At 66.7% G+C, this 25,339-nt stretch carries 23 protein-coding genes, 1 tRNA gene, 2 rRNA genes and 1 riboswitch (1 of these 27 only partly in view); of the genes, 7 read left to right on the forward strand and 19 right to left on the reverse strand.

Annotated elements, in window-relative coordinates; genetic code table 11:
- Positions 1-6: 6 nt before the first annotated feature.
- The 5 genes from ACTDI4_RS20960 to ACTDI4_RS20980 all read right to left on the reverse strand — a co-directional run bounded on the left by ACTDI4_RS20960 (position 7) and on the right by ACTDI4_RS20980 (position 3,904).
- Positions 7-621, reverse strand: a complete 615-nt coding sequence (locus ACTDI4_RS20960) for a DUF2239 family protein (RefSeq protein ID WP_442842994.1) — start codon at positions 619-621, stop codon at positions 7-9.
- Positions 622-715: 94 nt separating this feature from the next.
- Positions 716-1,015, reverse strand: coding sequence for a CcdB family protein (locus tag ACTDI4_RS20965; RefSeq protein WP_442842995.1), 300 nt, complete (start codon positions 1,013-1,015; stop codon positions 716-718).
- Positions 1,015-1,257, reverse strand: coding sequence for a type II toxin-antitoxin system CcdA family antitoxin (locus ACTDI4_RS20970; protein WP_442842996.1), 243 nt, complete (start codon positions 1,255-1,257; stop codon positions 1,015-1,017). The genes ACTDI4_RS20965 and ACTDI4_RS20970 overlap by 1 nt, the downstream gene beginning before the upstream one ends.
- An 88-nt stretch (positions 1,258-1,345) precedes the next feature.
- Positions 1,346-3,157 (reverse strand): ABC-F family ATP-binding cassette domain-containing protein, encoded by a 1,812-nt coding sequence (locus ACTDI4_RS20975; RefSeq protein WP_442842997.1) that lies wholly within the window; start codon positions 3,155-3,157, stop codon positions 1,346-1,348.
- Between the two features lie 102 nt (positions 3,158-3,259).
- Positions 3,260-3,904, reverse strand: coding sequence for a thiamine diphosphokinase (locus ACTDI4_RS20980; RefSeq protein WP_442842998.1), 645 nt, complete (start codon positions 3,902-3,904; stop codon positions 3,260-3,262).
- Positions 3,905-3,998: 94 nt separating this feature from the next.
- A riboswitch (TPP riboswitch) is annotated at positions 3,999-4,111 on the forward strand.
- A gap of 41 nt (positions 4,112-4,152) precedes the next feature.
- On the opposite strand from ACTDI4_RS20980, the gene thiB reads away from it, so the two are divergent.
- The 4 genes from thiB to ACTDI4_RS21000 all read left to right on the forward strand — a co-directional run bounded on the left by thiB (position 4,153) and on the right by ACTDI4_RS21000 (position 9,298).
- The gene (gene thiB, locus ACTDI4_RS20985) at positions 4,153-5,154 is read left to right on the forward strand and encodes a thiamine ABC transporter substrate binding subunit (protein WP_442842999.1); all 1,002 of its coding nucleotides are present in this window, start codon (positions 4,153-4,155) and stop codon (positions 5,152-5,154) included.
- Between the two features lie 98 nt (positions 5,155-5,252).
- Positions 5,253-6,884, forward strand: coding sequence for a thiamine/thiamine pyrophosphate ABC transporter permease (gene thiP / locus ACTDI4_RS20990; protein ID WP_442843000.1), 1,632 nt, complete (start codon positions 5,253-5,255; stop codon positions 6,882-6,884).
- Positions 6,881-7,669 carry a thiamine ABC transporter ATP-binding protein gene (gene thiQ / locus ACTDI4_RS20995; protein ID WP_442843001.1) on the forward strand — a complete coding sequence of 263 codons (789 nt, stop codon included), beginning with the start codon at positions 6,881-6,883 and terminating at the stop codon, positions 7,667-7,669. Before thiP ends, thiQ begins: the two co-directional genes overlap by 4 nt.
- Positions 7,670-7,828: 159 nt before the next feature.
- The gene (locus ACTDI4_RS21000) at positions 7,829-9,298 is read left to right on the forward strand and encodes a M48 family metalloprotease (RefSeq protein WP_442843421.1); all 1,470 of its coding nucleotides are present in this window, start codon (positions 7,829-7,831) and stop codon (positions 9,296-9,298) included.
- Here the strand turns inward: ACTDI4_RS21000 and ACTDI4_RS21005 are convergent, their stop codons facing one another.
- The 3 genes from ACTDI4_RS21005 to ACTDI4_RS21015 all read right to left on the reverse strand — a co-directional run bounded on the left by ACTDI4_RS21005 (position 9,299) and on the right by ACTDI4_RS21015 (position 12,184).
- Complete coding sequence (locus ACTDI4_RS21005; protein ID WP_442843422.1) at positions 9,299-10,372, reverse strand: ABC transporter ATP-binding protein; 1,074 nt, start codon at positions 10,370-10,372, stop codon at positions 9,299-9,301.
- Between the two features lie 61 nt (positions 10,373-10,433).
- A complete protein-coding gene (locus ACTDI4_RS21010; protein WP_442843002.1) occupies positions 10,434-11,267 on the reverse strand; it encodes an ABC transporter permease in 834 nt (277 codons plus the stop codon).
- Positions 11,264-12,184 carry an ABC transporter permease gene (locus ACTDI4_RS21015; RefSeq protein WP_442843003.1) on the reverse strand — a complete coding sequence of 307 codons (921 nt, stop codon included), beginning with the start codon at positions 12,182-12,184 and terminating at the stop codon, positions 11,264-11,266. Before ACTDI4_RS21015 ends, ACTDI4_RS21010 begins: the two co-directional genes overlap by 4 nt.
- 451 nt (positions 12,185-12,635) lie before the next feature.
- Here ACTDI4_RS21015 and ACTDI4_RS21020 point away from each other — a divergent pair, with 451 nt between their 5' ends.
- Entirely contained in the window at positions 12,636-14,063 is a 1,428-nt protein-coding gene (locus tag ACTDI4_RS21020; protein ID WP_442843004.1) for an aminotransferase, read from the forward strand.
- 12 nt (positions 14,064-14,075) lie between these two features.
- Here ACTDI4_RS21020 and ybaK read toward each other — a convergent pair whose 3' ends face one another.
- The 5 genes from ybaK to ACTDI4_RS21045 all read right to left on the reverse strand — a co-directional run bounded on the left by ybaK (position 14,076) and on the right by ACTDI4_RS21045 (position 19,429).
- Positions 14,076-14,549, reverse strand: a complete 474-nt coding sequence (gene ybaK, locus ACTDI4_RS21025) for a Cys-tRNA(Pro) deacylase (RefSeq protein WP_442843005.1) — start codon at positions 14,547-14,549, stop codon at positions 14,076-14,078.
- A 92-nt stretch (positions 14,550-14,641) separates the two neighbouring features.
- Positions 14,642-15,040 carry a DUF1801 domain-containing protein gene (locus ACTDI4_RS21030; RefSeq protein WP_442843006.1) on the reverse strand — a complete coding sequence of 133 codons (399 nt, stop codon included), beginning with the start codon at positions 15,038-15,040 and terminating at the stop codon, positions 14,642-14,644.
- Between the two features lie 92 nt (positions 15,041-15,132).
- The gene (locus ACTDI4_RS21035) at positions 15,133-16,335 is read right to left on the reverse strand and encodes an aromatic ring-hydroxylating oxygenase subunit alpha (protein ID WP_442843007.1); all 1,203 of its coding nucleotides are present in this window, start codon (positions 16,333-16,335) and stop codon (positions 15,133-15,135) included.
- 159 nt (positions 16,336-16,494) lie between these two features.
- On the reverse strand, positions 16,495-18,609 hold the full coding sequence (locus tag ACTDI4_RS21040; protein WP_442843008.1) for a hybrid sensor histidine kinase/response regulator: 2,115 nt from the start codon (positions 18,607-18,609) through the stop codon (positions 16,495-16,497).
- Positions 18,610-18,631: 22 nt separating this feature from the next.
- Entirely contained in the window at positions 18,632-19,429 is a 798-nt protein-coding gene (locus ACTDI4_RS21045) for a response regulator transcription factor (protein ID WP_442843009.1), read from the reverse strand.
- A 42-nt stretch (positions 19,430-19,471) separates the two neighbouring features.
- Here ACTDI4_RS21045 and ACTDI4_RS21050 point away from each other — a divergent pair, with 42 nt between their 5' ends.
- Positions 19,472-20,158: a winged helix-turn-helix domain-containing protein gene (locus ACTDI4_RS21050; protein ID WP_442843010.1), complete on the forward strand. Its 687-nt coding sequence runs from the start codon at positions 19,472-19,474 to the stop codon at positions 20,156-20,158.
- A gap of 29 nt (positions 20,159-20,187) precedes the next feature.
- Here ACTDI4_RS21050 and ACTDI4_RS21055 read toward each other — a convergent pair whose 3' ends face one another.
- The 3 genes from ACTDI4_RS21055 to ACTDI4_RS21065 all read right to left on the reverse strand — a co-directional run bounded on the left by ACTDI4_RS21055 (position 20,188) and on the right by ACTDI4_RS21065 (position 22,252).
- The gene (locus tag ACTDI4_RS21055; protein WP_442843011.1) at positions 20,188-20,376 is read right to left on the reverse strand and encodes a hypothetical protein; all 189 of its coding nucleotides are present in this window, start codon (positions 20,374-20,376) and stop codon (positions 20,188-20,190) included.
- A 4-nt stretch (positions 20,377-20,380) separates the two neighbouring features.
- A complete protein-coding gene (locus ACTDI4_RS21060; protein ID WP_442843012.1) occupies positions 20,381-20,821 on the reverse strand; it encodes a hypothetical protein in 441 nt (146 codons plus the stop codon).
- 126 nt (positions 20,822-20,947) lie between these two features.
- Entirely contained in the window at positions 20,948-22,252 is a 1,305-nt protein-coding gene (locus tag ACTDI4_RS21065) for a glucoamylase family protein (RefSeq protein ID WP_442843013.1), read from the reverse strand.
- Positions 22,253-22,559: 307 nt separating this feature from the next.
- Here ACTDI4_RS21065 and ACTDI4_RS21070 point away from each other — a divergent pair.
- A protein-coding gene (locus ACTDI4_RS21070; protein ID WP_442839650.1) for an IS630 family transposase occupies positions 22,560-23,506 on the forward strand; the annotation gives its coding sequence in 2 pieces (ribosomal slippage) (positions 22,560-22,896 and positions 22,896-23,506; 948 coding nt in all).
- A gap of 123 nt (positions 23,507-23,629) precedes the next feature.
- Here ACTDI4_RS21070 and ACTDI4_RS21075 read toward each other — a convergent pair.
- The 3 genes from ACTDI4_RS21075 to ACTDI4_RS21085 all read right to left on the reverse strand — a co-directional run.
- Positions 23,630-23,706: transfer RNA gene (locus ACTDI4_RS21075), tRNA-Met, on the reverse strand.
- Between the two features lie 147 nt (positions 23,707-23,853).
- A 5S ribosomal RNA gene (gene rrf / locus ACTDI4_RS21080) occupies positions 23,854-23,968 on the reverse strand.
- 345 nt (positions 23,969-24,313) lie between these two features.
- Positions 24,314-25,339 (reverse strand): 23S ribosomal RNA (locus ACTDI4_RS21085) (it continues 1,772 nt past the right edge of the window).

Consider the following 25,339-nt stretch of genomic DNA (forward strand, 5'->3'; position numbering starts at 1 on the left):
CAGGGTTCAGTTCGGCTGTTCCGAAGGGGCGGCACCGCTTCCGAGACGGGCGATATGGCTGCGAATATCGGCGGGCCAGCCGGCGATGAGCCTTTCCAGGGCCGTCAGGTCGCCGGCAAACAGCGCGCGCGACGCTTCCTCGAAATTCGGCAGGTTGCCCGCCATAGCCGACATGAAATTGTAGGTGCGGTCCTGGGCCGCGCGCTGCCGCGCCTTTGCGCTCGGCCCGGCACGACGCGCCTCCTCGACCAGCCTGCGCAGCGTCGCAGAAGCCCCGCCCGACTGCGCGGCCAGCCATTCCCACTGACTGGGCAGCAGCGTCACCTCCCGGCTGACGACGCCCAGTTTCGGCCGCCCGACCGAGCGCGCCGCCGATCCGCCGCCGGCCGGAAACCGCTTCCGGAGCCGCTCGGCGATATCCCGATCCGTGCCGCGCAGGTCGAAGTCGACCTGCCCGCCCGAACCGTCGTCGAAGATGAGCACGGAGGCGTCGGGCCTTTGGCGCAGGTGCTCCTTCACAGCGATCGCGACATCGACATAGGAGCCCGACGCCACGCGGCGGGCATGGTCGAACGCGGTGCAGGACAAGGCGGCGGAGGCGGTGGGCTGAGGGGTGTTCATGTCGGAATTATACCAGGGTAAAATGACTTGTCAATTTACCCGGGTTAAATTTGCACCGTAACCCTCGACTCAAACCGATACCGGCCAGAGCGGCTCAGAAGCCCTGGAACAGCATGTCCAGCGCGCCGACGATGTCGTCGCGATGTCGCGCCAGATTGAACCGGACTTCGCCGAGGTCGCGAACCGGAACCGTGGCGATCAGGTGCGTGGCCATGACCAGCCTGCGCCCTTCGATCTCAAAGACGGGATGAAGCCGGCGCATGGCCGGCGGCGCAGCCGCCGCAGGAATGAGCGGAACCACGACCCGCGTTTGAAAATGATCCAGCAATCCTGCCTGCACATCGAGTAGATAGCCGCCTCCCGATCTGCCCGCGAAGACGTCGTAGCGCCCCATCAGAACTGCCGGTATTCTTCCAGCGGCAGCCCGTGCTTTTCGATGTAGTCGTTCCACGCCTCGATCGTTGCGCGGTTCTCCATCTTCCACAGCCGGGTCTTTTCGGCCGCGACGGCTTCGGCAATGCCGGCTTCCGCCGCGCGCGAGACATTGACATCGAGGCCCCTGGCTTGCTTCAGCAGATTGGCATCGATGGACAGGTTTGTCGGCTGGCGGACAGCGTTCGAAACCAGCTTGCGCATATTCGGACTCCATTCATGCGCATAATTTATGCGCATTTCGCCGCCGGGACAACGACACGCAGCGAAGTCGCCGCGCCAATACCGTCGCCTACCCCTCCAGTTCCTCGCGCAGCATCTCCAGTTCCAGCCATTCCTCCTCCAGCGCCGCCAGCGTCACGCGCTCGCCGTCGAGCGCTGCGATGGTCTTCTGGAAGTCGGCCGGATCGCGCTCGTAATAGGCCGGATCGGCGATCGCATCCTCCAGCCGGGCGATGGAGGCCGTCACCGCCTCGATCTTCTTCGGCAATGTCTCCAGCGCGAATTTCTGCTTGTAGGACAGCTTTTTCGACTGCTCCTTCGGCTTGGCCGCCGAGGCCCTTTCGGCATCGGGACCCACTGCCTTGTCGCGCGCCCTGCGTTCCTCCAGCCGCTTGCCGCCGCGCTGGGCGAGCATGTCGGAATAGCCGCCGGCATATTCCACCCAGCGCCCGCCCCCGTCCGGCGCGATGATGCTGGTGACGGTGCGGTCGAGGAAGTCGCGGTCGTGGCTGACCAGCAGCACGGTGCCGGCAAAGCCGGCGATCAGTTCCTGCAGAAGGTCCAGCGTCTCCATGTCGAGGTCGTTGGTCGGCTCGTCCAGCACCAGAAGGTTCGCCGGCCGCGCCAGCACGCGCGCCAGCAGCAGCCGCGCCCGCTCGCCGCCGGAAAGCTCGCGCACCGGCGTGCGCGCCTGCTCCGGCTTGAACAGGAAGTCCTTCATGTAGGAGACGACATGGCGCTGCTCGCCGTTGACGACGAGGTTCTCGCCGCGCCCGTCGGTGAGGTAGTGCGCCAGCGTTTCGTCGGGATGCGCCGCCTCGCGCTTCTGGTCGAGCGTGGCGATCTCCAGGTTGACGCCCAGCCTGACCGTGCCGGCATCCGGCGCCAACTCGCCGGTCAGCATCTTCAGCAGCGTGGTCTTGCCGGCACCGTTGGGCCCGACGAGGCCGACGCGGTCGCCGCGCTGGATGCGCGTGGAAAACCCCTTCACCACCGCGAGATCGCCGAAACTCTTGTCGATGGCCTTGGCCTCGATCACCAGCTTGCCGGATTCGGCCGCGTCGCTGGCGACCAGGGTGGCCGTGCCCTCCGCACCGCGATGGTTGCGGAAGCGCTGGCGCATGACCTGCAATTCGCCGAGCCGGCGCATGTTGCGCTTGCGCCGCGCGGTCACGCCGTAGCGCAGCCAGTGCTCCTCGCGCACGATCTGGCGGCCGAGCTTGTGCTGCTCGCGCTCCTCTTCCTCCAGCACCTGGTCGCGCCATTCCTCGAAATGCGAAAACCCCCGGTCCAGCCGGCGCGTGCGCCCGCGGTCGAGCCACACGGTGGCGCGCGAGACCCGCTCCAGGAAGCGGCGGTCGTGCGAGATGACCACCAGCGCCGAAGAGGTGCGGATCAGCTCCTCCTCCAGCCACTCGATGACCGACAGGTCCAGATGGTTGGTGGGCTCGTCGAGCAGCAATATATCAGGCTCCGGCGCCATCACCCGGGCAAGCGCGGCCCGCCGCGCCTCGCCACCGGAAAGGTCGTCCGGGCACTCCTGCCCGGTCAGTTCCAGATGCTCCATCAGATAGGTGGCGCGATGCGGATCGTCCGCCGGCCCCAGTCCGGCCTCGACATAGGCGCGCACGCTGGCGAAACCGTCCATGTCGGGCATCTGCGGCAGGTAGCGGATCGTGGCGGAAGGCTGGCGAAAGAGCTCGCCCTCCTGCGGCTCCACCATGCCGGCAGCGATCTTCAGCAGCGTCGATTTGCCGGAGCCGTTGCGGCCCACCAGCGCGATCTTGTCGCCCGGCCCGGCGGCGAGGTCGGCGCCGTCGAGCAGCGGCGTGCCGCCGAAGGTCAGCCTGATACCGGCGAGATTGAGAAGCGGCGGAGCCATTTCAGTCGCGTCTCCATATTGGGACCGCAGGGGCAAGGCATTGAAACAACGATGATATATCTATTGATATATCAGACGACAGATGTACCGGCATTGCCACGCTCACGTACCCGGATCGAGGCGCGGATGGGCGAGCAGCACGGCCCGGCCCTGGCCGAGGCCGATCTCCAGCCTGCCCTTCACTTCGTTGGAAAGGGTGAGCGAGGAGCCGAACGGCACCTCCACCTCGAAAAGCGGCCACTTGGCACCCTCGACGGTGAGCCCGGAAAGGCCGGAAAAGGCCAGCACCGAAAACAGCGTTCCGGCCTCATAGTCGAAGCGGCCGCGGCCGGGCAGCAGCGGCACCCCTTCCTGCGCGCCGCTGGTCAGCAGCACCGGCGTGCCGGCTTGCGCCAGCCTGAGCGCCAGCGCCATGTGCAGGAAGGCGTGATCGGCGCGCTGGCCGCCGAAGGCGCCGGCCAGCACCAGCGACGTCGCCCCTTGCTCAAGCGCAATGGCGACGGCCAGTTCGCCATCGGTCATGTCCTTGTCGGCCGGGAATTCGCGCCGGGGCACGGCGGCAAGCTCGCCCGGCAGATGCGGCGGCGTGGAATCGAAATCGCCCACCCACAGTTCCGGCCGCACGCCGAGCAGCGCGGCATGCAGCATGCCGGAATCGGCAGCGATGACGCGGCTGCCCGCAATCTGGCGGTCGAGGCGGGGCGTGCGCACCAGGTCGCCGCCGAGCAGGAGGGTGAAAAGGCTCATGGGCTCGCCTTACCAGTCCGATCGGGCAAACGGAAGGCCGCGCCTCGGGTCCCGACGGCACTTGCGTGGCGCGGCGGCCCGGCCTATGTGTGCAGGCGCTCTAACGGGGTGCCGGACGCTGCGCGCGGACCGGCTGAGAGGCGTGATCGCCAACCCGCTGAACCTGATCCGGTTTGTACCGGCGGAGGGATTAGATGCCTCGGAAGATCCGGCGCCTCGATTCCCGCAACACTTGCAAGGAGGCGCCCATGCGCAAGATATTGTCGATCCTTCTGCCCGCCCTGGCGCTGGCCGCCACGGCCCTGCCCGCCGCGGCCAAGGACAGGCTCACCGTCTACACCTATGAAAGCTTCACCGCCGACTGGGGTCCCGGCCCGGCAGTGAAGAAGAACTTCGAGGCCGAATGCGGCTGCGAGGTCGATTTCGTCTCGGTCGCCGACGGCGTGGCGCTGCTCAACCGCGTCAAGCTGGAAGGGGCCGCCACCAAGGCCGACGTGGTCCTCGGCCTCGACACCAACCTGACCGCGGACGCCAGGGCTACCGGCCTGTTTGCCCCGCACGGCCCGGTCGGCGACGTCAACGTGCCCGGCGGCTGGAGCGACGACATTTTCGTCCCGTATGACTACGGCTATTTCGCCGTCGTCTACGACACCGATAAGCTCAAGACCCCGCCAACGAGCCTCAAGGAGCTGGTCGAGGGCGACCCGAGCCAGAAAATCGCCATCCAGGACCCGCGCACCTCCACGCCGGGCCTCGGCCTGCTGCTCTGGGTCAAGTCGGTCTATGGCGACGAGGCCGCAGGCGCCTGGGCGAAGCTGAAAGACAGGGTGCTGACGGTGACCCCCGGCTGGAGCGAGGCCTACGGCCTGTTCACCAAGGGCGAGGCGCCGATGGTGCTGTCCTACACCACCTCGCCGGCCTATCACATGATCGAGGAGAAGACCGAGCGCTACCAAGCGGCCGCCTTCTCGGAAGGCCACTACCTCCAGGTCGAGGTGGCCGGCATCACCACCACCGGGGCGAAAAACCCGCTGTCGCAGAAGTTCCTCGCCTTCATGACCGGTCCCGGCTTCCAGGACGCCATTCCCGAGACCAACTGGATGTTCCCGGCCGGCAGGACCGACAAGCCGCTCGACCCGGTCTTCGACAGGCTGGTGAAGCCGGCAAAGACGCTCATCCTCAGCCCCGAGGAGGTGGCCGAGAACCGCAAGGCCTGGGTGGACGAATGGCTTTCCGTCATGAGCAAGTGAAACGCCCCCCGCCCGCGAGCGGGGTGAGCGCACATGAAGATACCCCCTCCCCCTTGCGGGGAGGGGTTAAGGATGGAGGTGCTGTTGCGCCGAAACTCATGGGCGCTCGCGTTGCTCTCGCGGCGAAGGCGGAGCCGCGCATCTGCGCCGGCATTTTCGCGCTGGCCTTCGTCGGCATCCTGATCGGCGGCGCCTTTGCCGGCCTTGTCGCCGAGGGCGCGGGCGATTTCGGCAATGCGATCCTGGCCTTCGACGCCTATCTGCTGCGCGTGGCGCGCTTCACGCTCTGGCAGGCCGCGCTTTCCACGCTTCTGTCGGTGCTGCCGGGGCTGCTGGTGGCCCGCGCGCTGTCGCGCCACCCGCGCTTCTTCGGCCGCACGCTCCTGCTGCAACTGTTCGCCGTGCCGCTGGCGCTGCCCGCCATCGTCGCAGTGCTCGGCGTGCTGGCGCTCTATGGCCGCGCCGGCTATTTCGCCGATCTCCTGACAGCGGCCTCGGGCGGCACATGGCCCGGTATCTACGGCCTGTCCGGCATTCTCGTGGCGCATGTCTTCTTCAACATGCCGCTTTGCGCGCGCCTTTTCCTGGAAGCGCTGCAAACCGTGCCGGCCGACCAGTGGCGGCTGGCCAGCCAGCTCGGCATGGATGCGCGCGCCACCTTCCGGCTGATCGAGTGGCCGGCGCTGCGGCAGGCGCTGCCGGGCGTCGCCGGGCTTGTCTTCATGCTGTGCATCACCTCCTTCACCATCGTGCTGACGCTGGGCGGCGGGCCGGCCGCCTCGACGCTCGAGGTCGCCATCTACCAGGCGCTGCGCTTCGATTTCGATCCTGCGCGCGCCGTTGCGCTGACGCTGCTGCAGGTGGCGCTGACCGCCATCGTCGTGACGGGGCTCGCCCGGCTCGGCGCCACAATGACCGGCGACGCCGGCCTGCCGGTGGCCCCCCGCCGTTTCCTGTCGCCGGGCCGGGCCGAAACCGCCCTGAACGCGTCGCTCATCCTGCTCGCGCTCGCCTTCGTCGCCGGCCCGATGGTCGCCACGGTCGCGGCCGGGCTTCAGGCCGACCTGGTGCGGCTGGCCGGCGAGGCACCTGTTCGCCAGGCGGCGCTGACCAGCATCGTTCTGGCCTTCCTGTCCGCCTTGCTGGCAGCGGCTCTTTCGCTGGCGCTGGCAATGGCCCGGCGCGCGCTGGAGCTTGGCCGCCGCGGCCGGCGCAAGTCCTTGCTGGAGACGCTGACCGATACCGGCGCCGGCTTCGTGCTGGTGGTGCCGCCCATCGTCGTCGGCGCCGGCTGGTTCATGCTGCTGCGGCATTTCGGCGATGTCTTTGCCGTGGCCCCGATCATGGTGGTGACCGTCAATGCCGTCATGGCCATGCCTTTCGCCATCCGCGCGGTGCGGCCCGCCTACGACGCCTCCAGCGAGCGCCACGAGCGGCTGTGCGCCCAGCTCGGCATTTCGGGCTGGACCCGGCTGCAGCTGGTCGACTGGCCGGCGCTCAGGCGCCCGCTCGGCACCGCCTTCGCCTTCGCCATGGCGCTGTCGCTGGGCGACCTCGGCGTCATCGCCCTGTTCGGCAGCGACCAGGTGCAGACACTGCCCTATCTGCTTCTGGCACGCATGGGCAGCTACCGCACCGCCGACGCGGCCGGGCTGGCGTTGCTTCTGGGCACCGTCTGCCTGGCCCTGATGCTGGCCGCGGGGCGTCTGGGAAGGGAGAAAGCCGAATGAACCAGATGCCGACCGACGCTGCCGCCACAGGTGCGACCGCCGGCCTGCCGGTGCGGCTGGACGATGTGCGCTTCCTCTACGGCGCGACCGAATTCGTCTATGATACGGCCTTCGCCGCGGGCGAGATAACGGCGGTGATGGGCGCCAGCGGCTCCGGCAAGTCCACCCTGCTCAATCTCGTCGCCGGCTTCGAGACGCCGGCCGCCGGCCGCGTGCTGATCGGCGGCCGGGACCTTACCGCCGCGCCGCCTTCGGCACGCCCCGTGTCCATGGTGTTTCAGGAAAACAATCTCTTCGCCCACCTGACGGTGGCCGACAATGTCGGCCTCGGCCGGTCGCCCGCCCTGAAGCTCACCCATGGCGATCGCGCCGCGATCGCCGACGCGCTTCACCGCACCGGCCTGGCCGGCAAGGAGCAGCGCCTGCCGCGCGAGCTTTCCGGCGGCGAGCGCCAGCGTGTCGCCCTGGCAAGGGCGCTGGTGCGTGACCGGCCGGTGCTGCTGCTCGACGAGCCTTTCGCCTCGCTGGGCCCGGCCCTGCGCGACGACATGCTGGACCTGGTGGACGCCCTTCAGGCCGAGCAGGGCATGACGGTGCTGTTCGTCACCCACCAGCCCGACGATGCGCGCCGCATCGCCCACCGCGTCGTGTTCCTGGAGGACGGCAAGGTTGTCGCCGCCGGACCTGCGGGCGATTTCTTCGCCGGTGCTGGACCGGCGGCATTTCGGCGCTATATCGGCGCCGATGACGGTGGATCACGCGATGTTGCCCGCAAGCGGACATAATTTACGGTCAAACCCTCTCCATTGAACGGGGCGCTTGCTTGGCATCATGGGTTGGCTGCTTTCGGTTCGAACGGTGAAGGGTATGATCGCTACGGGCTGATTCGCCCCCGGCGAAACTGAAAGGATGCCGACCTGCTCGACGGCCTGCACATTGCCGCCCTGAAGCCGCTGGCGCGCCTTGTCGCGCTGGCCGGCCTTGCCGTGTCGCTGGCCGCCTGCCAGTCGGTCATGCCGGGCAGCGTGGAGGAATCCGGCTTCCAGCCCTCCGACAAGCCGGTCACGGTCGACACCGTCACCGCCAACAACAAGCTGGCCGAGCTTGCCCGGGCGCAGCATCCGCGCATCCTGGCCACCTATGGCGGCGAATATTCCGATCCCAAACTGGAGCGCATGGTCGCCAAGGTGGTCGGCAACCTGACCACCGTGTCGGCCAACCCGACGCAGGCCTACCGCATCACCATCCTGAACTCGCCCAACGTCAACGCCTTCGCGCTGCCGGGCGGCTATCTCTACATCACACGGGGCCTTTTGGCGCTGGCCAATGATTCCTCCGAGGTCGCCGCCGTCATCGCCCACGAGATGGGCCACGTCACCGCCAACCACGGGCTGGCGCGCCAGAAGCTGGAGGCCGAGGAGGGGCTGGCGACCAAGGTGGTGTCGGACGTGCTGGGCGACAGCCCGACCGCGCGCGTCGCGCTCATCCGCGGCAAGCTCAGGCTCGCACAGTTCTCGCGCAACCAGGAACTGGAAGCCGACGCCATCGGCATCAAGTCGGTCGGCGAAGCCGGCTATGATCCTTATGCGGCCAGCCGCTTCCTGCAATCCATGTCCGCCTATACGGACTTCCGCTCCATCAGCGGCGCCACCGACGCCAGCCTGGATTTCCTGGCCACCCACCCCAACACGCCCCAGCGCATCGAACTGGCCCAGCGCCTGGCGCGCCAGTTCGGCCCGCCCGGCGTCGGCACGCGCGACCGCGATTCCTTCCTGGCCGGCATAGACGGCATCCTCTACGGCGACACGCCGGAGGAAGGCTATGTGCGCGGCAACACCTTCCTGCATCCGAAGCTCGGCGTGTCCTTCTCCGTGCCGGACGGCTTCATCATCGACAATTCGAGCGCCGCCGTCACCGCCACCGGCCCCGGCGACATGGCGGTGCGCTTCGACGGCGTCGACCTCGACCGCAAGCGCTCGCTGACCGACTACATCCGCAGCGGCTGGGTGGCGGGGCTTGACGACGCCAGCGTGCGCCAGGAAACCATCAGCGGCAACGAGGCGGCCGTCGCCCACGCCCGCGCCGACGGCTGGCAGTTCGACATCGCCGTCGTTCGCGCCGGCGACCGGGTCTACCGCCTGCTCACCGCGGCGCCCGCGGCCAGCAACGCCCTCGATTCGGTCGCCCGCACGGTGAGCGGCTCCTTCCGCCTCCTCAGCGCATCGGAGAAGGCGGCGCTGAAGCCGCTGCACATCCGCGTGGTCTCCGTGCAGCCCGGCCAGACGGTCGGCTCGCTCGCCGCCATGATGGTGGGGGTCGACCGCAAGCTCGATCTGTTCCGGGTGTTGAACGCGCTCGCTCCCGTGGCCACGGTCTCGGCCGGCGACAAGGTCAAGATCGTCACCGACAAATAGTCAGTCGGCCAGCGCCACCAGCGCGTCGGGGTCGTAGGCCAGCCGGATGCGTGCGCCCAGCGGGATGTCGTCGGCGCCGAAATCGTTGGTCTCGGTCACCGAAAGCGGCTTTTCCAGCCCCGGTATCTCCACGACGAGGTGGGTGATCTCGCCGAAATAATGGCGCTCCACCACCTTGCCGGCGACCTGGAACTCGGAGGTCTCGTCGTCCCACAGCACGCGCAGCCGTTCCGGCCGGATGCCCAGCGTGGCCGCGCCGCCACTGCGCACGAAGGCGCTCGGCTTGTCGGTGCGCACGCGGCCGAAGCCCAGCGTGTCGACGGTGATGGAGGCACCGCTCTCCTCCACGATCTCGGCCCGCACGAAATTCATGCCGCCCAGAAAGTCGGCCACCTGCCGGTTCACCGGCCGCTGGTAGATTTCCTTGGGCGAGGCCACCTGCGCGATGCGACCGCCGAACATCACCGCGATGCGGTCGGACATGGCCAGCGCCTCGTACTGGTCGTGGGTGACCAGGATGAAGGTGATGCCCACCGCCTGCTGCAGCCGGCGCAGTTCGACCTGCATCTGCTCGCGCAGCTTCTTGTCCAGCGCCGACAGCGGCTCGTCGAGCAGCAGGACCTTGGGCCGCATCACCAGCGCGCGCGCCAGCGCCACACGCTGCCGCTGCCCGCCCGACAGTTCGGTGGCGCCGCGCCTGCCGAGCCCCGTGAGCGACACCTGCGCGAGCGCTTCCTCGACCCGGCGCTTTTCCTCGGCAGCGCCCAGCTTCAGCCGCTTCAGCCCGTAGCCGACATTCTGCTCGACATTGAGATGCGGGAAGATGGCGTAGCTCTGGAACACCATGTTGGTCGGCCGCCGGTTGGCTGCAATGCCCGCCATGGGCTGGCCGTCCACCGCGATCGTGCCGCTGGTGGGATTGTCGAAGCCGGCGATCATGCGCAGGAGCGTAGTCTTGCCGCAGCCGGAAGGGCCGAGCAGCGAAAAGAACTCGCCCTCGTTGATCGTCACATTGGCATCGTCCAGCGCCTTGAAGGCGCCGTAGCTGCGCGTGACGTCGCGGATCTCGATCATCGGCCGGCCGGAGCGCGCCGGCTCCACATCATCAGGTCCGACATCATCAGGCCCCAAATCATCAGGCATAGAGACCCCCTTCGGATTGCGTGCGCCGCGCGGCGCGACGGCGCAGGATTTCGGCGAGCGACAGCAGGAGGAAGGAGCCGACCAGAAGCAGCGTGCCGAGCGCCAGCACGCCGGGCAGCTTGGCGGCGAAGCGCAACTGCCCCCAGATGTAGATCGGCAGCGTGGCTTCGGTCCCGGTGAGGAAGAAGGCGATGATGAACTCGTCCAGCGAGATGGTGAAGGACACCAGCAGGCTGGAGATGATGGCCGGCGTCATCATCGGCAGCGTCACCCGCCGGAAGGTGCCGAAGGCGGTCTCGCCGAGGTCGGCGGAAGCCTCCTCCAGGCTGCGGTCGAAGCCCTCGAAGCCCGAGGTCAGCACGGTCATCGAATAGGGGATGCACACCAGCACATGGCCGAGCACCACGGTGAACAGCGACAGCGACAGGCCCAGTTGCAGCATCACCAGCAGCATGGAGATGGCCACGATGATTTCCGGCAGCACCAGCGGCGCCATGATGAGGCCGTTGATCGGCCGCCGGCCGGGGAAGCGGTAGCGGGTGATGGCGCGCGCGGCCAATATGCCGAACGCGGTCGAGAGCACCGAGGCCGAGACGCCGACGACGAGGCTGTTCCAGGCCGCGCTGAGCAGTTCGGGCGTGTGCGGCAGGCCCGCGTACCATTTCAGCGTATAGCCGGAGAGCGGGAATTTCGGCGTCGCGGCGACGTTGACGGAAAAGATCGGCAGGAACACCACTGGCAGGTACAGGAAGCCGACATAGACGAAGGCGTAGGTGGCCAGCCAGCTTCCGCCGGGCAGCAGCCGCTTCAGGCCGAGCCCGCTCATCGCGCCAGCCTCGCCGCCGAGCGGATGATGAAGACGGCCGCCCCCGCCATCAGGCTCACCACCACCATGGTGGCGACCGAAAGGGCGGCACCCAGCGGCCAGTTGGCCGCCTTGCCGAACTGCGCCTGTATGGCGTTGGCGATCATGACGCCGTCCTTGCCGCCCACCAGCTTGGGCGTGACGTAGTCGCCCACGGTCGGGATCATGACGATCAGCAGCGCCGCGATGACACCGGGCACCGACAGCGGCAGCGTCACGCGCAGGAAGGAGCGCAGCGGCCCGTCGCCCAGGTCGGTCGCGGCCTCGACCAGCGTGCGGTCGACCTTCTCCAGCGATACGAAGATCGGCAGGATGGCGAAGGCCGCCCAGGCATGGGTGAGCGTGATGATGACGGCGCTGGAATTGTAAAGCAGCGCCGTGGACGGCTCGCTGGTGATGCCGAGCCCCATGAGCGCCGAATTCAGCACGCCGTTGTAGCCCAGGATCACCTTCCACGACATCACCCTCAGCAGATAGCTGGTCCAGAACGGGATGGTGATGAGGAACAGCCACAGCCCCTTGCGGCGGCCGCCGTGGAAGGAGATGAAATAGGCGATCGGATAGGCCAGCACCACGGTGAAAAGGCTGACCAGCAGCGAAATGGTGAGCGAACGCCAGAGCAGGTCGCGATAGATCGGCTCGGTCAGCGCGATGCGGTAGTTCTCCAGCGTGAAGGTGCGGTCGATGGTCAGATAGTGCTGCGTCCAGAAGGAATGCGCGATCACCACCAGGATCGGCGTCACCAGCAGCACCAGCGCATAGAGCAGTGTTGGGCTGATCAGGGCCAGCCCCTGGAAGGATTCCGACTGCAGAAGAGCCTTTCCGTTGCGGCCGCGCCGCGCGGAAAGCGGAGCCGCTCCTTCCGCTGCCGCCGTCATTGTCCCGGTCCGCATCGCCGCGGCATGCCCCGGCCCGGGGTGCCTCGCAAGATTGCAGGGGCGATGTCGGTCGCTGGCCTGGAATATCCCGCCATGCTGCCATCCCGTTTCCAGGCCGGCGCCGTTCCCCCGACGCCACGGCCCTGCGCCGGAACGCCCGGCAGCGGCCACCGCCGCACCCGGCGATCGCGAGCTTTGCGCCGGGCGTTTTCCGCTTGCCGGCTTTCATCATCATGCGCGCATGTGCGGATTGAAAGCAAGCGCTATTTCTGCGATATTGATTGAACAGATATTCAAAATGAAGCGCGATCGGGCGACCGGCGACACAGTGGCAGGGCGCCCGGACCCGCGGCGAAAAGGCCCGCTGCCGCAACGGCACGGCCTGACACGGAAGGTCCGGGGAGCGACCCCGGGGCACTGCACGGGCAGACAGGGAAGGACGAAGCGAACCATGGCGGCGGTCAAGGACCTGAAGACGGCGGAAACGGCTGCGGCGCCTGCCCGGGACGCCGCCGATGCGGCGGCGCTGGCCGAGCGGCACCTGGTGCAGCCCTGGCCGGTGGCCGGCGAGGCCGGCGCCGAGGCGCGCATGCTGATCGGCGAGGGCGACGGCATCTACATCACCGGCGCCGACGGCAAGCGCCTGATCGACGGGCCGGCCGGCATGTGGTGCGTCAATGTCGGCCACCGCCGCGCGGAACTCGCGCAGGTCATGTACGACCAGGCCATGGCGCTGTCCTACAACACCCCGTGGTACACGATGAACGCGCCTTCGGCCGAGCTTGCCCGGCGCATCGCCGGCCACGCGGGAGGCGACCTTTCCCATGTCTTCTTCACCACCGGCGGCTCGTCGGCGGTGGAGACGGCGCTGCGCTTCATGCAGTTCTACAACAATGTGCGCGGCCGGCCGGACAAGAAGCTGATCCTGTCGCGGGGCGGCGCCTATCACGGCTCGACCTATCTGTCGGCGTCGCTGAACGGCCGCCCGCGCGACCGCGACTGGATGGATGGCGCCGATGCGCTGGTCGTCAAGCTTTCCTCGCCCGATCCCTTCCGCAGGCCGCAAGGCATGGGCCTCGAAGCCTTCGCCGACATGCTTGTGGAGGAATTCCGCGCCACGGTCGAGAGGATCGGCGCCGACCGCATAGGCGCCTTCGTCGGCGAGCCGGTGCAGGCCTCCGGCGGCGTCATCGTGCCGCCCGACACCTATCTGACGCGCATCCGCGAGATCTGCCGCGCCAACGACATCCTCTACGTTTCCGATGAGGTGGTCACCGCTTTCGGCCGGCTCGGCCATGTCTTTGCCTCGGGCGAGGTGTTCGGGCTGGACCCGGACATGATCACCTTCGCCAAGGGCGTCACCTCCGGCTACTTCCCGCTCGGCGGGGTCGTCGTCTCCGGCCGGCTGCTGGAGACGCTGCGCCGCTCCAACCATCCCGAGGCCATGTTCGCGCATGGGCTGACCTACACCAGCCATCCCGTGGGCTGCGCGGTGGCGCTGAAGAACCTGGACCTGCTGGAAGACGGCGTGCTCGCCCATGCCCGCGCGATGGCGCCCTATTTTCAGGCACGGCTGAAGACGCTGGAGGAACTGCCGCTGGTCGGCGAAGTGCGTGGGCTCGGCCTGATGGCCTGCGTGGACTGCGTGGCCGACCGCGACAGCAAGAACCCGCTGCAGCTCGACAAGGACGTCGGCAAGCGCATCGATGCCCATTGCCAGGACCTCGGCCTGCTGGTGCGGCCACTCATCAATATGTGCGTGATGTCGCCGCCGCTCACCATCACCAAGGACCAGATCGACGACATGGTGGCGATCCTGCGCGAAGGCATCTCGCGCACCATGGACGACCTGCGCAGCGAAGGCGTGTGGCGCGGATAACCGCGAAGGGCTCTATCGAATGAGGTCGGCCACCCTGGCGCCCAGGGCCCGGACGAGATCGTCCGGACGCATGCGTATCTGCAATCCCCTCTGGCCGCCGTTGAGGTAGATCTCGTCTTCCAGCACCGCCATTTCCTCGACGGCCGCTGGCACCGGCTTGCGCTGCCCGAAGGGGCTGATGCCGCCGACCTTGTAGCCGGTCAGCCGCTCGGCATCGGCCGGCTTCATCATCTGCGCCGACTTGCCCCCGAAGGCGCTCGCCACCTTCTTCATGTTGATCTCCTGGTCGGAGGGAACGACCACGCAGGCCGGCTTGCCGTCGACCTCCACCATCAGCGTCTTGAACACGATGGAAGCCGGCACCCCGATCGCCTCGGCCGCCTGCAGCCCGACGCGTTCGGCGCCGGGATCGTAGTCGTAGGTCGCAAGCGAAAAGGCGATGCCGGCTCTGGTCAGCGCGAGCATGGCGGGCGTGGTCCTGGACATGCCCTTCCTGTAGCAGAGCCGTTTCGTCCTGCAAGGCGGATGCTTTGCGGAGCGCCATGTCCGTTGCCGCCGGGGGCGCGGCAGGCATTGGCCTACCGCTTCCTCTTGGTCCCGTTCAGCGCCACCGCAGCCCCTATGAGGGCCTTGAACGCACCCTCGTCCAGTTCGTCCCCCTCATGCAGATCGATCGCGCGCCGCACATTGCCTTCGAGGCTGGAGTTGAACAGTCCCGAGGGGTCTTCCAGCGAAGCCCCCCTGGCGAAGGTCAGCTTGACCACGCTCTTGTAGGTCTCGCCGGTGCAGATGATCCCGTCATGGGACCACACCGGAACGCCTCGCCACTTCCATTCCTCGACCACGTCCGGATCCGCCTGCCTGATGAGGGCGCGCATATGCGCAAGCGTCCTGCCCCGCCAGTCGCCCAGTTCGCCGATCCTGGCGTCGATCAGTTGGGACGGGGATTTTTGCTCGTTCGTCGTGCTTTCCGCCATGCCGGTTCCTGTTCGCCTGATCGCTTCGCGCAGTCGATGCTAGCACCAAACATGCGGCTTCGGCATAGCGATCCTGCAGAGCGCCAAATGTTCTATGCCTGCGCCCGCATCGCCGCGTTGACGCCGGCCATCTCCCCCTCGCCCGGGGCGGTTTCCAGCGCCAGCACCGGCAGTTGCGCCCGCAGGTGGTCGTGGTGGGTGCGCACGCCATATTCGAGGTCGGACAGATAGAAGCCGGCAAAGGCTTTCGACTGCATGGATTCGTTCGACCATACCGAAAGCTGCACATCCTCGGCCTGCGTGTCGCGGTCGATGCGTAGGGCCAGATACCGCGCCGCCGCCTGCTCGCGCGTCTCGTCGGCGTGGCGGTAGATGGCGCCGCGCAGCAGCGTCTGCCCGGTCGAAAGCGGGAATTCCTGGTAGAATTGCACCGTTTCCGGCGTCGCGGCGATCACCGCATTGGGGAAGATGCCGTAATAGACCCAGGCCCGCCGCAGATTTTCCGGCAGATGCCGCGCCTCCGGCGCGATGCGCATATAGTTGCGCACGCTCCAGCGGCGGCCAGCATGCGGATTGTAGGTGGCGAAGGAGCGCGAAACCCCGTTGACGAAGGGCTCGTCATAATAGGTCGCGCCATAGAGATCCTGCAGCGCCGGATGCGCCATGGCGACATGGTAGCCTTCATTGTCGACGTCGCGCACCGACTTCCAGTTGACCGGCGTCGTCTGGGTCCAGACGCCCCAGGCCGGCACCATCGCCCCGGCATTGTAGTGCGAAAGCTCCGCCGCGATCGGCTCCAGCAGTTCGGCCACGGAAGGCTGCGGCCCGCCGCTGCGGAAGCGCACGAAGATGAAACCCATCCAGATTTCCAGGTCGAGCGGCATCAGGCCGAACTCGGCCTTGTCGAGTTCGGGGAAGGTGCGCGGGCGGGCCGCGCCCCGCAGCGTGCCGTCGAGATTGTAGACCCAGCCGTGGAACGGGCACACCAGCGCGTTCCTGCAGGTGCCCTTGTCGTCGGCCACGACGCGGCCGCCGCGATGGCGGCAGATGTTGTGGAAGCCGCGCACCACGCCGTCCTTGCCGCGCAGGATCAGCGCCCGCTCGCCCACCGCGTCCATGGCGAGATAATCGCCCTCGTTCGGGATATCCGAAACATGGCCCGCGATCTGCCAATGGCTGCGGAACAGGTGCTCCTTCTCCAGTTCGAGCAGCGCCGCGCTGTGGTAGCTCCAAGCCGGCAGCCCCCGCCGGTCCCAATCGTTGGGGACGGCCACATCACGAAAATGCGGGTTCATGAACGGTCTCATTTATTGAATATACATTCAATAAAAGCATATTTTCCATTCAAATGCAACGGCTTGACGAAATTTGACGGGATTCGACTCTGCTGCGGCAGCGATTTTCGCCATCTTTTCCGGCGCTTAGGGCTGCCTGCCGCAGAGCCGGAAGCCGGCTCATTCCTCCCGTGCGCCGCGCTCGGCCACCGCGGCCAGCGCGCCGCGCACGTCCAGCGTCGAGAACGGCTTTTCCAGCATGAGCGGCCGCCGCTCCGCCGGCAGCGCCTCCACCTCGGCCCTGGCGCCGACAAGGTCGCCGGTGACCAGCACGAAGCGCCGTGCCAGGGCCGGCCGTTCGGCGAGCAATTGCCGGTGGACCTCCATGCCGCTGACGCCGGGCATGCGCAGGTCGCAGAACACGATATCCGGCTCGCGGTGACCGGCGAGCGTGACGGCAGGCGACTGCCAGCCCGCGACGATGCGCGACCTGATGCCCATCAGCTCCAATATGTCCGACAGCGAGGCGGCGACGTCCGGCTCGTCGTCGACGATGAGCGCGCGGCGCAGCCCGCTCGGCTTCGCCCTGCCCTGCGCGGCCGGCACATGGCCGGCGCCGGCGGCGATCGCAGGCAGCTCCACCAGAAAGCGCGCGCCGCGCGGAACCGCCTCCTCGAACCAGATGCGGCCGCGCAGCCGCTCGACGATCGATTTCGAGATCGACAGGCCGATGCCGGTGCCGGCGCCCGCCGGCTTGGTGGTGAAGTAGGATTCGAAGATGCGCGGGCGGATCGCCTTGTCGATGCCCGGCCCGTTGTCCTCCACGAAGAAGCCGGGATCGCCGCCGGCGGCCCGGTAGGTGCGCACCCTGATCAGCCTGTCGCCGCCGACGCCGGCCAGCGCATGCTGGCTGTTGATGAGGAAATTGGCCGCGACCTGGGTGATGTGGTCGGCATCGGCCAGCACCAGCAGCGGCCCGGCCGCAAAGTCGCTGTCGATGATGATGCCGTTGGAACGGGCGCCGTAGGCGGTCAGTTCCAGCGCCGCCCGCACCATCTGGTTGAGGTCCGTCTCGGCCTCCGCCGCCGGATGCAGCCGCACCATCGACAGGAAGCTCTTGACGATGCGCCCGCAGCGTTCCGCCGCCGCACGCACCTTCTCGGCCCGGACCTTGGTCTGCTGGTCGGGCGCGAACTCGTGCAGCAGCGTCGATTGCGCCACCACCACCGCCAGCGGATTGTTCAGCTCGTGCGAGACGCCGGCCAGCAGCGAGCCCATCGCCGCCATCTTTTCGTTCTGGTGCAGCTTCTCGCGCTGGCGGTGGATCTCCTCCTCCGCGCGCAGCCTCTCGCGCAGGTCGCGGATCGAGCCGAAGATCAGCCGCCGGTCGGCCACCTTGATCTCGGTCGCGGTCAGCTCGATCGGGAACACCTCGCCGGCTGCGTTCTGCGTCACCGTCTCCAGCCGCTGACCGATCATCGGCGCGCCGCGCCCGGCCATGTATTCGGCCCCGGTCGCATAGCCCTTGCGGTAATAGTGCGGCACGATCATGTGCAGCAGGTCGCGGCCCAGTATCTCGCTGCGCCGGTAGCCGAACATCTTCTCGGCCGCCGGGTTGAATTCCATGACCGAGCCGGTCTCGTCGATGACGATGATGGCGTCGAGCGAAGCCTGGATCATGGTGCGGCGCACGACCTCGCTGACATGCGCTTCCGACTGCGAACGCTCGATCGCATCGCCCACCGCAAGCGCCACGATCTCCATCGCCGCCCTGACCTCGTCGGTCCAGACGCGCTCGTCGACGCAATCGTTGACGGCGAGCGAGCCCCAGGGCGTGCCGTTGGCCCACACGGGCACGGAGAGGAAGGAGACGATGCGCTGCTTTTCGAAATCCTGCCGCAGGAAGCCTTCGATGTCGCGGGTGAGCCCTGCGAACATCTTGCCCTGCCGCCCCTCCTGCGCGACCTTGCCGAGCAGCGGGTCCATATGCACCACGGCCTGCGGGATGATGGAGGGCGCGGCTGCGATGCCTGCGATGGAGCGGTCGACCCAATAGGCCGCCACCGACTGGGTGAGGCCCTGGCCGGGCGCGTCCTCCAGCCTGAACAGGATGGCGCGGTGCCCCATGCAGGAGCGGGCGAGCAGTTCCAGCAGCTCGCCGATCTCCTGACGCCAGTCCGCCGCCTCGCGCAGGCGCCGCGCGATGCGCGCGGCCGCGACCGCCAGGCTCGCCTCCCTCGGCGCCGTGCCGCTGCTGGGCAGCGAGGTTTCGGTTCTGCGCAGGGGAGCTTCCATCAAAAAGCCCGTTCCGCCGTGGTCATTCCCGGCCGGCATCCGCCGCCGGCAGCGAGAAGATATAGCCTTCGCCGCGCACCGTGCGCAGGAATTTCGGATTGGCAGGGTCGGCCTCGATCTTCTTGCGCAGCCGCATGACGCGGATGTCGACAGCGCGCGAGGAATCGTCCGCGTCCGCGGCGGCGCCGATCGCTTCCGAGATCGCGGCGCGGGTCAGCAGCCGGTTGGCCCGCGTCAGGAAAACCTCCAGCACGTCGAACTCGCTCTTGGTCATCTCCACCGCCGCGCCGTCCGGGCCGCTCACGGTGCGGCCGTCGAGATCGGCGCTGAAGCCGCCGAAGCGCAATGTGCGGCGGCCCGTGCCGGCCCCTGCATCGGCAACTCCCGGCGGCATTGCGGCTGCGGGTGGCGGCACGCGGCGCAGGACGCTGCGCGTGCGCGCCAGCAGCTCGCGCAATTCATAGGGCTTCACGACATAGTCGTCGGCGCCCAGCTCCAGCCCCACGATGCGGTCGAGCGCCGTGCCGGCGGCGGTGGCGTAGATGATGCCGGTCTGCATCCTGCCGCGCAGCCAGCGGCCGAGCGAAAGCCCGTCCTCGCCCGGCATGGCGATGTCGAGGATCGCCAGATGGAAGGATTGCGTTTCCAGCAGCGGCCGCGCCATGGCGGCATTTTCGGCGGCAGACACGTCATAGCCGTTGGCGCCGAGATACTCGGCCACCGCCTCCCTGAGGTCCGGCTCGTCCTCCACGATGAGTATGCGCGCGCGCAGCGTCGTCTCGCCCCCGCTTTCCGTACAAGGTAGATTGGGTGTAAACATGATGTCCAGTGCCTGTTTCCGGCGCGGAGGGGGAGAAGGAAAATGGCGGCGAGGCCGGTCGTCGCGCTGATCTGCGTGGCCGATGTGGTGGCGGACGACCTGGCCGGCCATCTGGAGCGGCGCGGCAACGAGGTGCGCAACCTGCGCACGGCCTGGGAGGCCGAGCCGCTGCTTGGCGCCGGCGGCATCGACGTCGTGGTGATCGGCGACGAACTCAGCCCTGCGGACGGCCGCGCCCTGCTCAGGCGCCATGGCGGCCGGAGCGGGGCCGATTTCATCCTGATCTGCCGCCCGCGCGACCTGCTCGACAAGGTGCTGGCGCTGGAACTGGGCGCCGCCGACGCCGTCGAAAGCCCGCTGGTGGTGCGCGAACTGGCCGCGCGGATCGGCCGGCTCCTGGCGCGCCGCGGCCGCCAGGCGCTGGAGCTGGTGGTGCTGGAAAACGCCACCGTCGATCTGAGGTCGGCCATGGTCATGCACGATTGCGGCAAGGAAGAACAGCTTTCGCCCGGCCAGGTGGCTCTCCTGCGTCTGTTCGTGACGAGCCCCCGCAAGGTGCTGACGCGTGACGACATCATCGCCGCCGCTCCGGCCGAGAATGCGGAAGCCTTCGACCGCTCCATCGATTCGCGCATCGTTCGCCTGCGCCGCAAGCTGAACACGGCAAGCATCGCGACCATTCGGGGCACCGGCTACCGGTTCGATCCGCCGGAACCGGCTTCCGCCTAAAACCGCTCGAAAAGCCGGTGGTCATGGCCTCAACCCCACGCCGGAGGAGCACGGTCCGCGGTGGCGGCCGGAACGCCGGTGCCGGCGGTCATGTGACGCGCAACGGCGATGTCGTTTGCGTGCCCGTGCAGCAGCGCGCTGGCCAGTGCGGCAAAGCCCAGCAGCCCGTGCGCATAGAGCAGCGCCGATAGGATCGCTGCGGCAAGCTTCCTGTCCATTTCCTCAACTCCTGAAATTTTCCGACAGAGGACCCGTCAGGCCCGCGTCCCACGCAAGCTCGGCCCTGCCGCCGGTTCCATTCGGCACAGCTCCCGAAAAACCCGCGCCGGCGACGGAGCCCCCCGTCGCGGCGCGGGCCTTCGGTCCCCGCGGCGGCAAGCCGCCCGAGGCGCCCCGCATCGCCAGCCGCCAGGGGCCGACACGCCACAAGGCCCGCAGACGGCGGATGCGCAGGCTGGACACGATCCAGACCGACACGAAGAACAATGCGGCGTGCAATGTCAACGCCTCGCCGCTCGTCATCCGCCCGGCAGCCGTCATGGCCAGGGCTGCGGTTGCGCCTGCAGCCCCGCTGCAGGTGCCCAGCGCCAGGGCTGCGGCGGCAACGCCCGCCAGGAGAATGAGTCGGCCTGTTTTCGGATGGATGGACATGAACTTCGACATCGGCTGTTTTCGTTGCCGCGAATATGCCGCGCGCCTGTTTCGGCTTCATGCCGTCGCAGCGCGGTTCATGTTGCAATTCAGTTTCGTTTATTATCGTTTTACGTTCGGTTTATATCGAAACGCGCCTCAAAGCCATCCGCCGGAAAAACCGGCCCTGCGCAGCCCGCTTAAGATATGCGGGCATTCGCGCATCAGCCGCCAGAGGAAGTCGGAACGGTGGTTTTCGATCATCAGCACGATCGGCCCCTGATCGAGCCCGAGATGGTCGGACGCGACCCAGCCGGCGGGATCGCCGCCGGGCTGCGCCAGCGTCGGATTGAAGCTGGCCTTGAAGCCGTACGGATTGTCGAGATGCAGCTTCAGGTCATGGAAATGGCGCAGCGCCGGCAGCACGATCTCGGGCGCGAAGGGCAGCGAGGCCGCCGCCGCCCAGGGCGACAGCGTGCCGTCGTCCGGGCCGTAGGGAACCCCGCGCGCTCTATAGCCGTAGAAGCGCCGCTCGGTGCCGTCGATGCGCAGGGTCTGCCGGCCCGGCCCGTCGCTGGCGGTGATGCCCCAGCTCGTGCCGTCATAGCCGGCAAACTCCTTCGGGTTGCGGATCGCGTATTCGCGCTGGATCAGCGTCGCCCTGCGGCTGTTCTCGAAATAGTCGATGCCGCGGACCCGCATGAAGGCGTCCCGGATACCGCGGAAATCGAGCCAGACATGCGAGAGCTGGTGGATGAAGAGCGGCCCGGCATAGGCGAACTCCAGGCCGTAGATCTTCTTCCAGCGATAGGACGACAGCCATGCGGCATAGCTTTCCGGCGGCAGCGGATGGGTCGGCGAGCCGAGCCCGAGCACATAAAGGATCAGCGCTTCGTCGTAGCCCTGCCAGCGATACCGCAGAAAACCGCGCTCCGGCCGCCAGCCATGCGTGATCGCGGCGCCGCCGTTGCGCGCCCAGTCCCAGTCGACGCGCCGGTAAAGCGCCTCGGACAGCGTGCGGATCTCCTGCTCGTCCTCGTCGTCTTCGCGGAAATAGGCCCCGGCGACCAGCACCCCCGCCATCAAAAGCGCCGTGTCGATGGTCGACAATTCGCTTCGCCACACGCGCCGGCCGGTCTCCATGTCCAGGAAATGATAGTAGAAGCCCTTGTAGCCGGTCGCGTCGGGTTCGGGTCCCTGCCTGCTGTTCCAGAAGAAGCGCAGCGTGGCCAGCGTGCGCGCCCTTGCCTGCTCGCGTGTCACGAAGCCTCGGGCCACGCCGACCGGATAGGCCGTCAGCGCAAGCCCGACCGCCGCTATGCTCGCCGGCGATCCCCTTGCCGAGCGGTCGGCGATGAGGCCGTTGTGCGGATTGGCCTCGTGAACGAAATAGTCGAAACTTCGGCGCTGGAGCGCCGCAACCAGATCGTCGTCGAGCGGCGCCGGGTTCGTATGTGCATTCATGTGCTGCGCGACCATGCCGGGAAGATCGGAATCGGAGCCTGACGGTAGTTGTGGAGCGGGTGCGATACCAGCCGCGAATGCCGGATGTCGATGCCGCAGTTGGCCGGGCAGGAACCGGGCGCTTGCCTTGCGAGCGGCTTTTCGGCTTCGGCGGGCCCGGCGATTTTGGATGCGCTAGAGGTTTCCGCTTTTCTCCGAGCCGCGGAATTGCTCTAGAGCGGATTTCGACCGTTATGAATCGAGAGTGGATTCCCTCGGAGCGTAATTTCTGATTCAGGATCCGTGCTGGTGATGGAGGCCGGCATGGATGGGCCAACCTCTTTCGATGGATTTGCGTTCGCGGCTTCTGGCGGCGGTTGATGATGGTATGAGCTGCCGTGCGGCAGCCGCTCGCTTTGGCGTTGCACCATCGACGGCGATCCGCTGGCAGGCGCAGCGCCGGGAAACTGGCGACTTTTCTCCCAAACCACAGGGCGGCGATATGCGGTCACGCCGGATCGAGGAGCGTGGGGCGGACATCCTGGCGATTTGGGAAGCGCGCAGGGACACCTCGCTTGAGGAACTGCGCCTGGCGCTGATCGAGATCGGCTTGCACGTCTCGATCGCCGGGCTCCACCGCTTCTTCGCGCGCCGTGGCATGACGCGCAAAAAAAGACTGGCCATGCCGTCGAGCAAGACCGTCCCGATATCCTGAAGCAGCGCCGGGCCTGGTTCGACGGCCAGATCGATCTGGAACCGGAGCGTCTTGTGTTCATCGACGAAACATGGACCACCACCAACATGACCCGCAGCCATGGACGCTGCCCAAAAGGCGAGCGGCTGCGGATGGGCTTCCCGCATGGCCACCGCAAGACCACCACGCTCGTGGCCGGGCTGCGCATGAGTGGCATGGTCGCACCGATGGTGCTGGATCGGCCGATCAACGGCGACTGGTTTGAAGCCTATGTCACTCAGGTTCTCGTGCCGGAACTGCGCCCCGGTGACGTTGTCGTCATGGATAATCTGTCGAGCCACAAGCGGGCCTCGGTGCGCGAACACATCCAGGCAGCGGGCGCGACACTGCGCTTCCTTCCGCCCTACAGCCCGGACTTCAACCCCATTGAGAAAGCCTTCTCCCGCCTCAAGGCCATGCTGCGCAAGGCGGGAGAGCGAACCGTCGGCGGCCTCTGGAGCCTGATCGGCAAGCTCGTCGATATCTTCCAGCCTAACGAATGCGCCAACTACTTCACTTCATGTGGTTATGAGCCAGACTGATCGAAAACCGCTCTAACCCTTTGTTTTGACGCAATTCTGAACGCAAAACCGCTTCGCACTTTTGCTGGAATTGCTCTAAAACGAAAAAACTCCCGGATCTGGGCATCCGGGAGTATTTACATTTGGTTGCGGGAGCAGGATTTGAACCTGCGACCTTCAGGTTATGAGCCTGACGAGCTACCGGGCTGCTCCATCCCGCGTCACCGTTTTGCAGGCAGGCATTCGCCGACCTGATGACAACCGCCAAAATGACGACCGCCAAACGAAAGGGCCGCATGCGCGGCCCGGGCTCCCGTTTGGCGGGCCTTTTATCGAAAAGAGAAGATTTGACAACGTGCGCTTTGCAGACCTGGCAGCGACTTACTCTCCCGCGTCTTGAGACGAAGTACCATCAGCGCTGGGGCGTTTCACGGCCGTGTTCGGAATGGGAACGGGTGCAGCCGCCCCGCCATAACCACCAGGTCGGCGAAGCGCACGTTTTCGAGAAGCTGCCGGCATAGCCAGTTGTCTTATGTGCCTCGGCGAAGGAGCCTGCGCGTCGGGCCAATGCCCGCAAGCGCGACTGCGTGTCGCCGGTTTTCCGGCGCCCTCGCGGAGCATAGGGCCGTCAGGCCCGCTCATGCGTGAGCGCTGGTTTGCGCCTGTTTCATCCGGCTTGCGGCCTACGAAGCGCAGCTTCGCAAGGCCGACGGGCCGTCGCGCCTTTTGGCGCGCCCTGTCCGGAGGCCAGGCTGGCGCATGCCAGCCGGTACGGCCGTGAGGACAGGAAAGCTGGACGCTCATCTTCGATGAGCATTGAGAATGAGAACGATCAAGCCGATCGAACTATTAGTACCGGTAAGCTTCAAGCGTTGCCGCTCTTCCACACCCGGCCTATCAACGTGGTCGTCTTCCACGGTTCTCAGGGAATACTCGTTTCAAGGTGGGTTTCCCGCTTAGATGCCTTCAGCGGTTATCCCGTCCGTATATAGCTACCCTGCTATGCGGCTGGCGCCACAACAGGTCCACCAGAGATACGTCCATCCCGGTCCTCTCGTACTAGGGACAGATCCTTTCAATATTCCTACACCCACGGCAGATAGGGACCGAACTGTCTCACGACGTTCTGAACCCAACTCACGTACCGCTTTAAATGGCGAACAGCCATACCCTTGGGACCTGCTCCAGCCCCAGGATGCGATGAGTCGACATCGAGGTGCCAAACAACCCCGTCGATATGGACTCTTGGGGGTCATCAGCCTGTTATCCCCGGCGTACCTTTTATCCGTTGAGCGATGGCCCTTCCACGCGGGACCACCGGATCACTATGACCGACTTTCGTCTCTGCTCGACTTGTCAGTCTCGCAGTCAGGCAGGCTTATGCCATTGCACTCAGCGAACGATTTCCGACCGTTCTGAGCCCACCATCGCGCGCCTCCGTTACTCTTTAGGAGGCGACCGCCCCAGTCAAACTACCCACCATACATTGTCCCGGACCCGGATGACGGGCCGCGGTTAGACATCCATAACGATAAGGGTGGTATTTCAAGGGTGGCTCCACAGAAACTGGCGTCCCTGCTTCAAAGCCTACCACCTATCCTACACATGCCGATACGAATGCCAATGTAAAGCTATAGTAAAGGTGCACGGGGTCTTTCCGTCTAACCGCAGGAACCCCGCATCTTCACGGGGAATTCAATTTCACTGAGTCTATGCTGGAGACAGCGGGGAAGTCGTTACGCCATTCGTGCAGGTCGGAACTTACCCGACAAGGAATTTCGCTACCTTAGGACCGTTATAGTTACGGCCGCCGTTTACTGGGGCTTCGATTCAAAGCTTGCACCTCTCCTCTTA

It is taken from the genome of Mesorhizobium sp. PUT5, from assembly GCF_052216645.1.
Lineage (GTDB): Bacteria > Pseudomonadota > Alphaproteobacteria > Rhizobiales > Rhizobiaceae > Mesorhizobium.

Excerpts from the sequence above, each read along its gene's own strand:
- ACTDI4_RS21010 (WP_442843002.1), bottom strand. The coding sequence starts at position 11,267 with ATGAGCGGGCTCGGCCTGAAGCGGCTGCTGCCCGGCGGAAGCTGGCTG.
- thiQ (WP_442843001.1), top strand. The coding sequence starts at position 6,881 with ATGAACCAGATGCCGACCGACGCTGCCGCCACAGGTGCGACCGCCGGC.
- ACTDI4_RS21020 (WP_442843004.1), top strand. The coding sequence starts at position 12,636 with ATGGCGGCGGTCAAGGACCTGAAGACGGCGGAAACGGCTGCGGCGCCT.
- ACTDI4_RS21065 (WP_442843013.1), bottom strand. The coding sequence starts at position 22,252 with ATGAATGCACATACGAACCCGGCGCCGCTCGACGACGATCTGGTTGCG.
- ACTDI4_RS21015 (WP_442843003.1), bottom strand. The coding sequence starts at position 12,184 with ATGACGGCGGCAGCGGAAGGAGCGGCTCCGCTTTCCGCGCGGCGCGGC.
- ACTDI4_RS21045 (WP_442843009.1), bottom strand. The coding sequence starts at position 19,429 with ATGTTTACACCCAATCTACCTTGTACGGAAAGCGGGGGCGAGACGACG.
- ybaK (WP_442843005.1), bottom strand. The coding sequence starts at position 14,549 with ATGTCCAGGACCACGCCCGCCATGCTCGCGCTGACCAGAGCCGGCATC.
- ACTDI4_RS21040 (WP_442843008.1), bottom strand. The coding sequence starts at position 18,609 with ATGGAAGCTCCCCTGCGCAGAACCGAAACCTCGCTGCCCAGCAGCGGC.
- ACTDI4_RS20980 (WP_442842998.1), bottom strand. The coding sequence starts at position 3,904 with ATGAGCCTTTTCACCCTCCTGCTCGGCGGCGACCTGGTGCGCACGCCC.
- ACTDI4_RS20960 (WP_442842994.1), bottom strand. The coding sequence starts at position 621 with ATGAACACCCCTCAGCCCACCGCCTCCGCCGCCTTGTCCTGCACCGCG.
- ACTDI4_RS21005 (WP_442843422.1), bottom strand. The coding sequence starts at position 10,372 with ATGATCGAGATCCGCGACGTCACGCGCAGCTACGGCGCCTTCAAGGCG.
- ACTDI4_RS21060 (WP_442843012.1), bottom strand. The coding sequence starts at position 20,821 with ATGTCGAAGTTCATGTCCATCCATCCGAAAACAGGCCGACTCATTCTC.
- ACTDI4_RS20965 (WP_442842995.1), bottom strand. The coding sequence starts at position 1,015 with ATGGGGCGCTACGACGTCTTCGCGGGCAGATCGGGAGGCGGCTATCTA.
- thiP (WP_442843000.1), top strand. The coding sequence starts at position 5,253 with ATGGGCGCTCGCGTTGCTCTCGCGGCGAAGGCGGAGCCGCGCATCTGC.
- ACTDI4_RS20975 (WP_442842997.1), bottom strand. The coding sequence starts at position 3,157 with ATGGCTCCGCCGCTTCTCAATCTCGCCGGTATCAGGCTGACCTTCGGC.
- ACTDI4_RS21035 (WP_442843007.1), bottom strand. The coding sequence starts at position 16,335 with ATGAACCCGCATTTTCGTGATGTGGCCGTCCCCAACGATTGGGACCGG.
- ACTDI4_RS21055 (WP_442843011.1), bottom strand. The coding sequence starts at position 20,376 with ATGGACAGGAAGCTTGCCGCAGCGATCCTATCGGCGCTGCTCTATGCG.
- ACTDI4_RS20970 (WP_442842996.1), bottom strand. The coding sequence starts at position 1,257 with ATGCGCAAGCTGGTTTCGAACGCTGTCCGCCAGCCGACAAACCTGTCC.
- thiB (WP_442842999.1), top strand. The coding sequence starts at position 4,153 with ATGCGCAAGATATTGTCGATCCTTCTGCCCGCCCTGGCGCTGGCCGCC.
- ACTDI4_RS21030 (WP_442843006.1), bottom strand. The coding sequence starts at position 15,040 with ATGGCGGAAAGCACGACGAACGAGCAAAAATCCCCGTCCCAACTGATC.
- ACTDI4_RS21050 (WP_442843010.1), top strand. The coding sequence starts at position 19,472 with ATGGCGGCGAGGCCGGTCGTCGCGCTGATCTGCGTGGCCGATGTGGTG.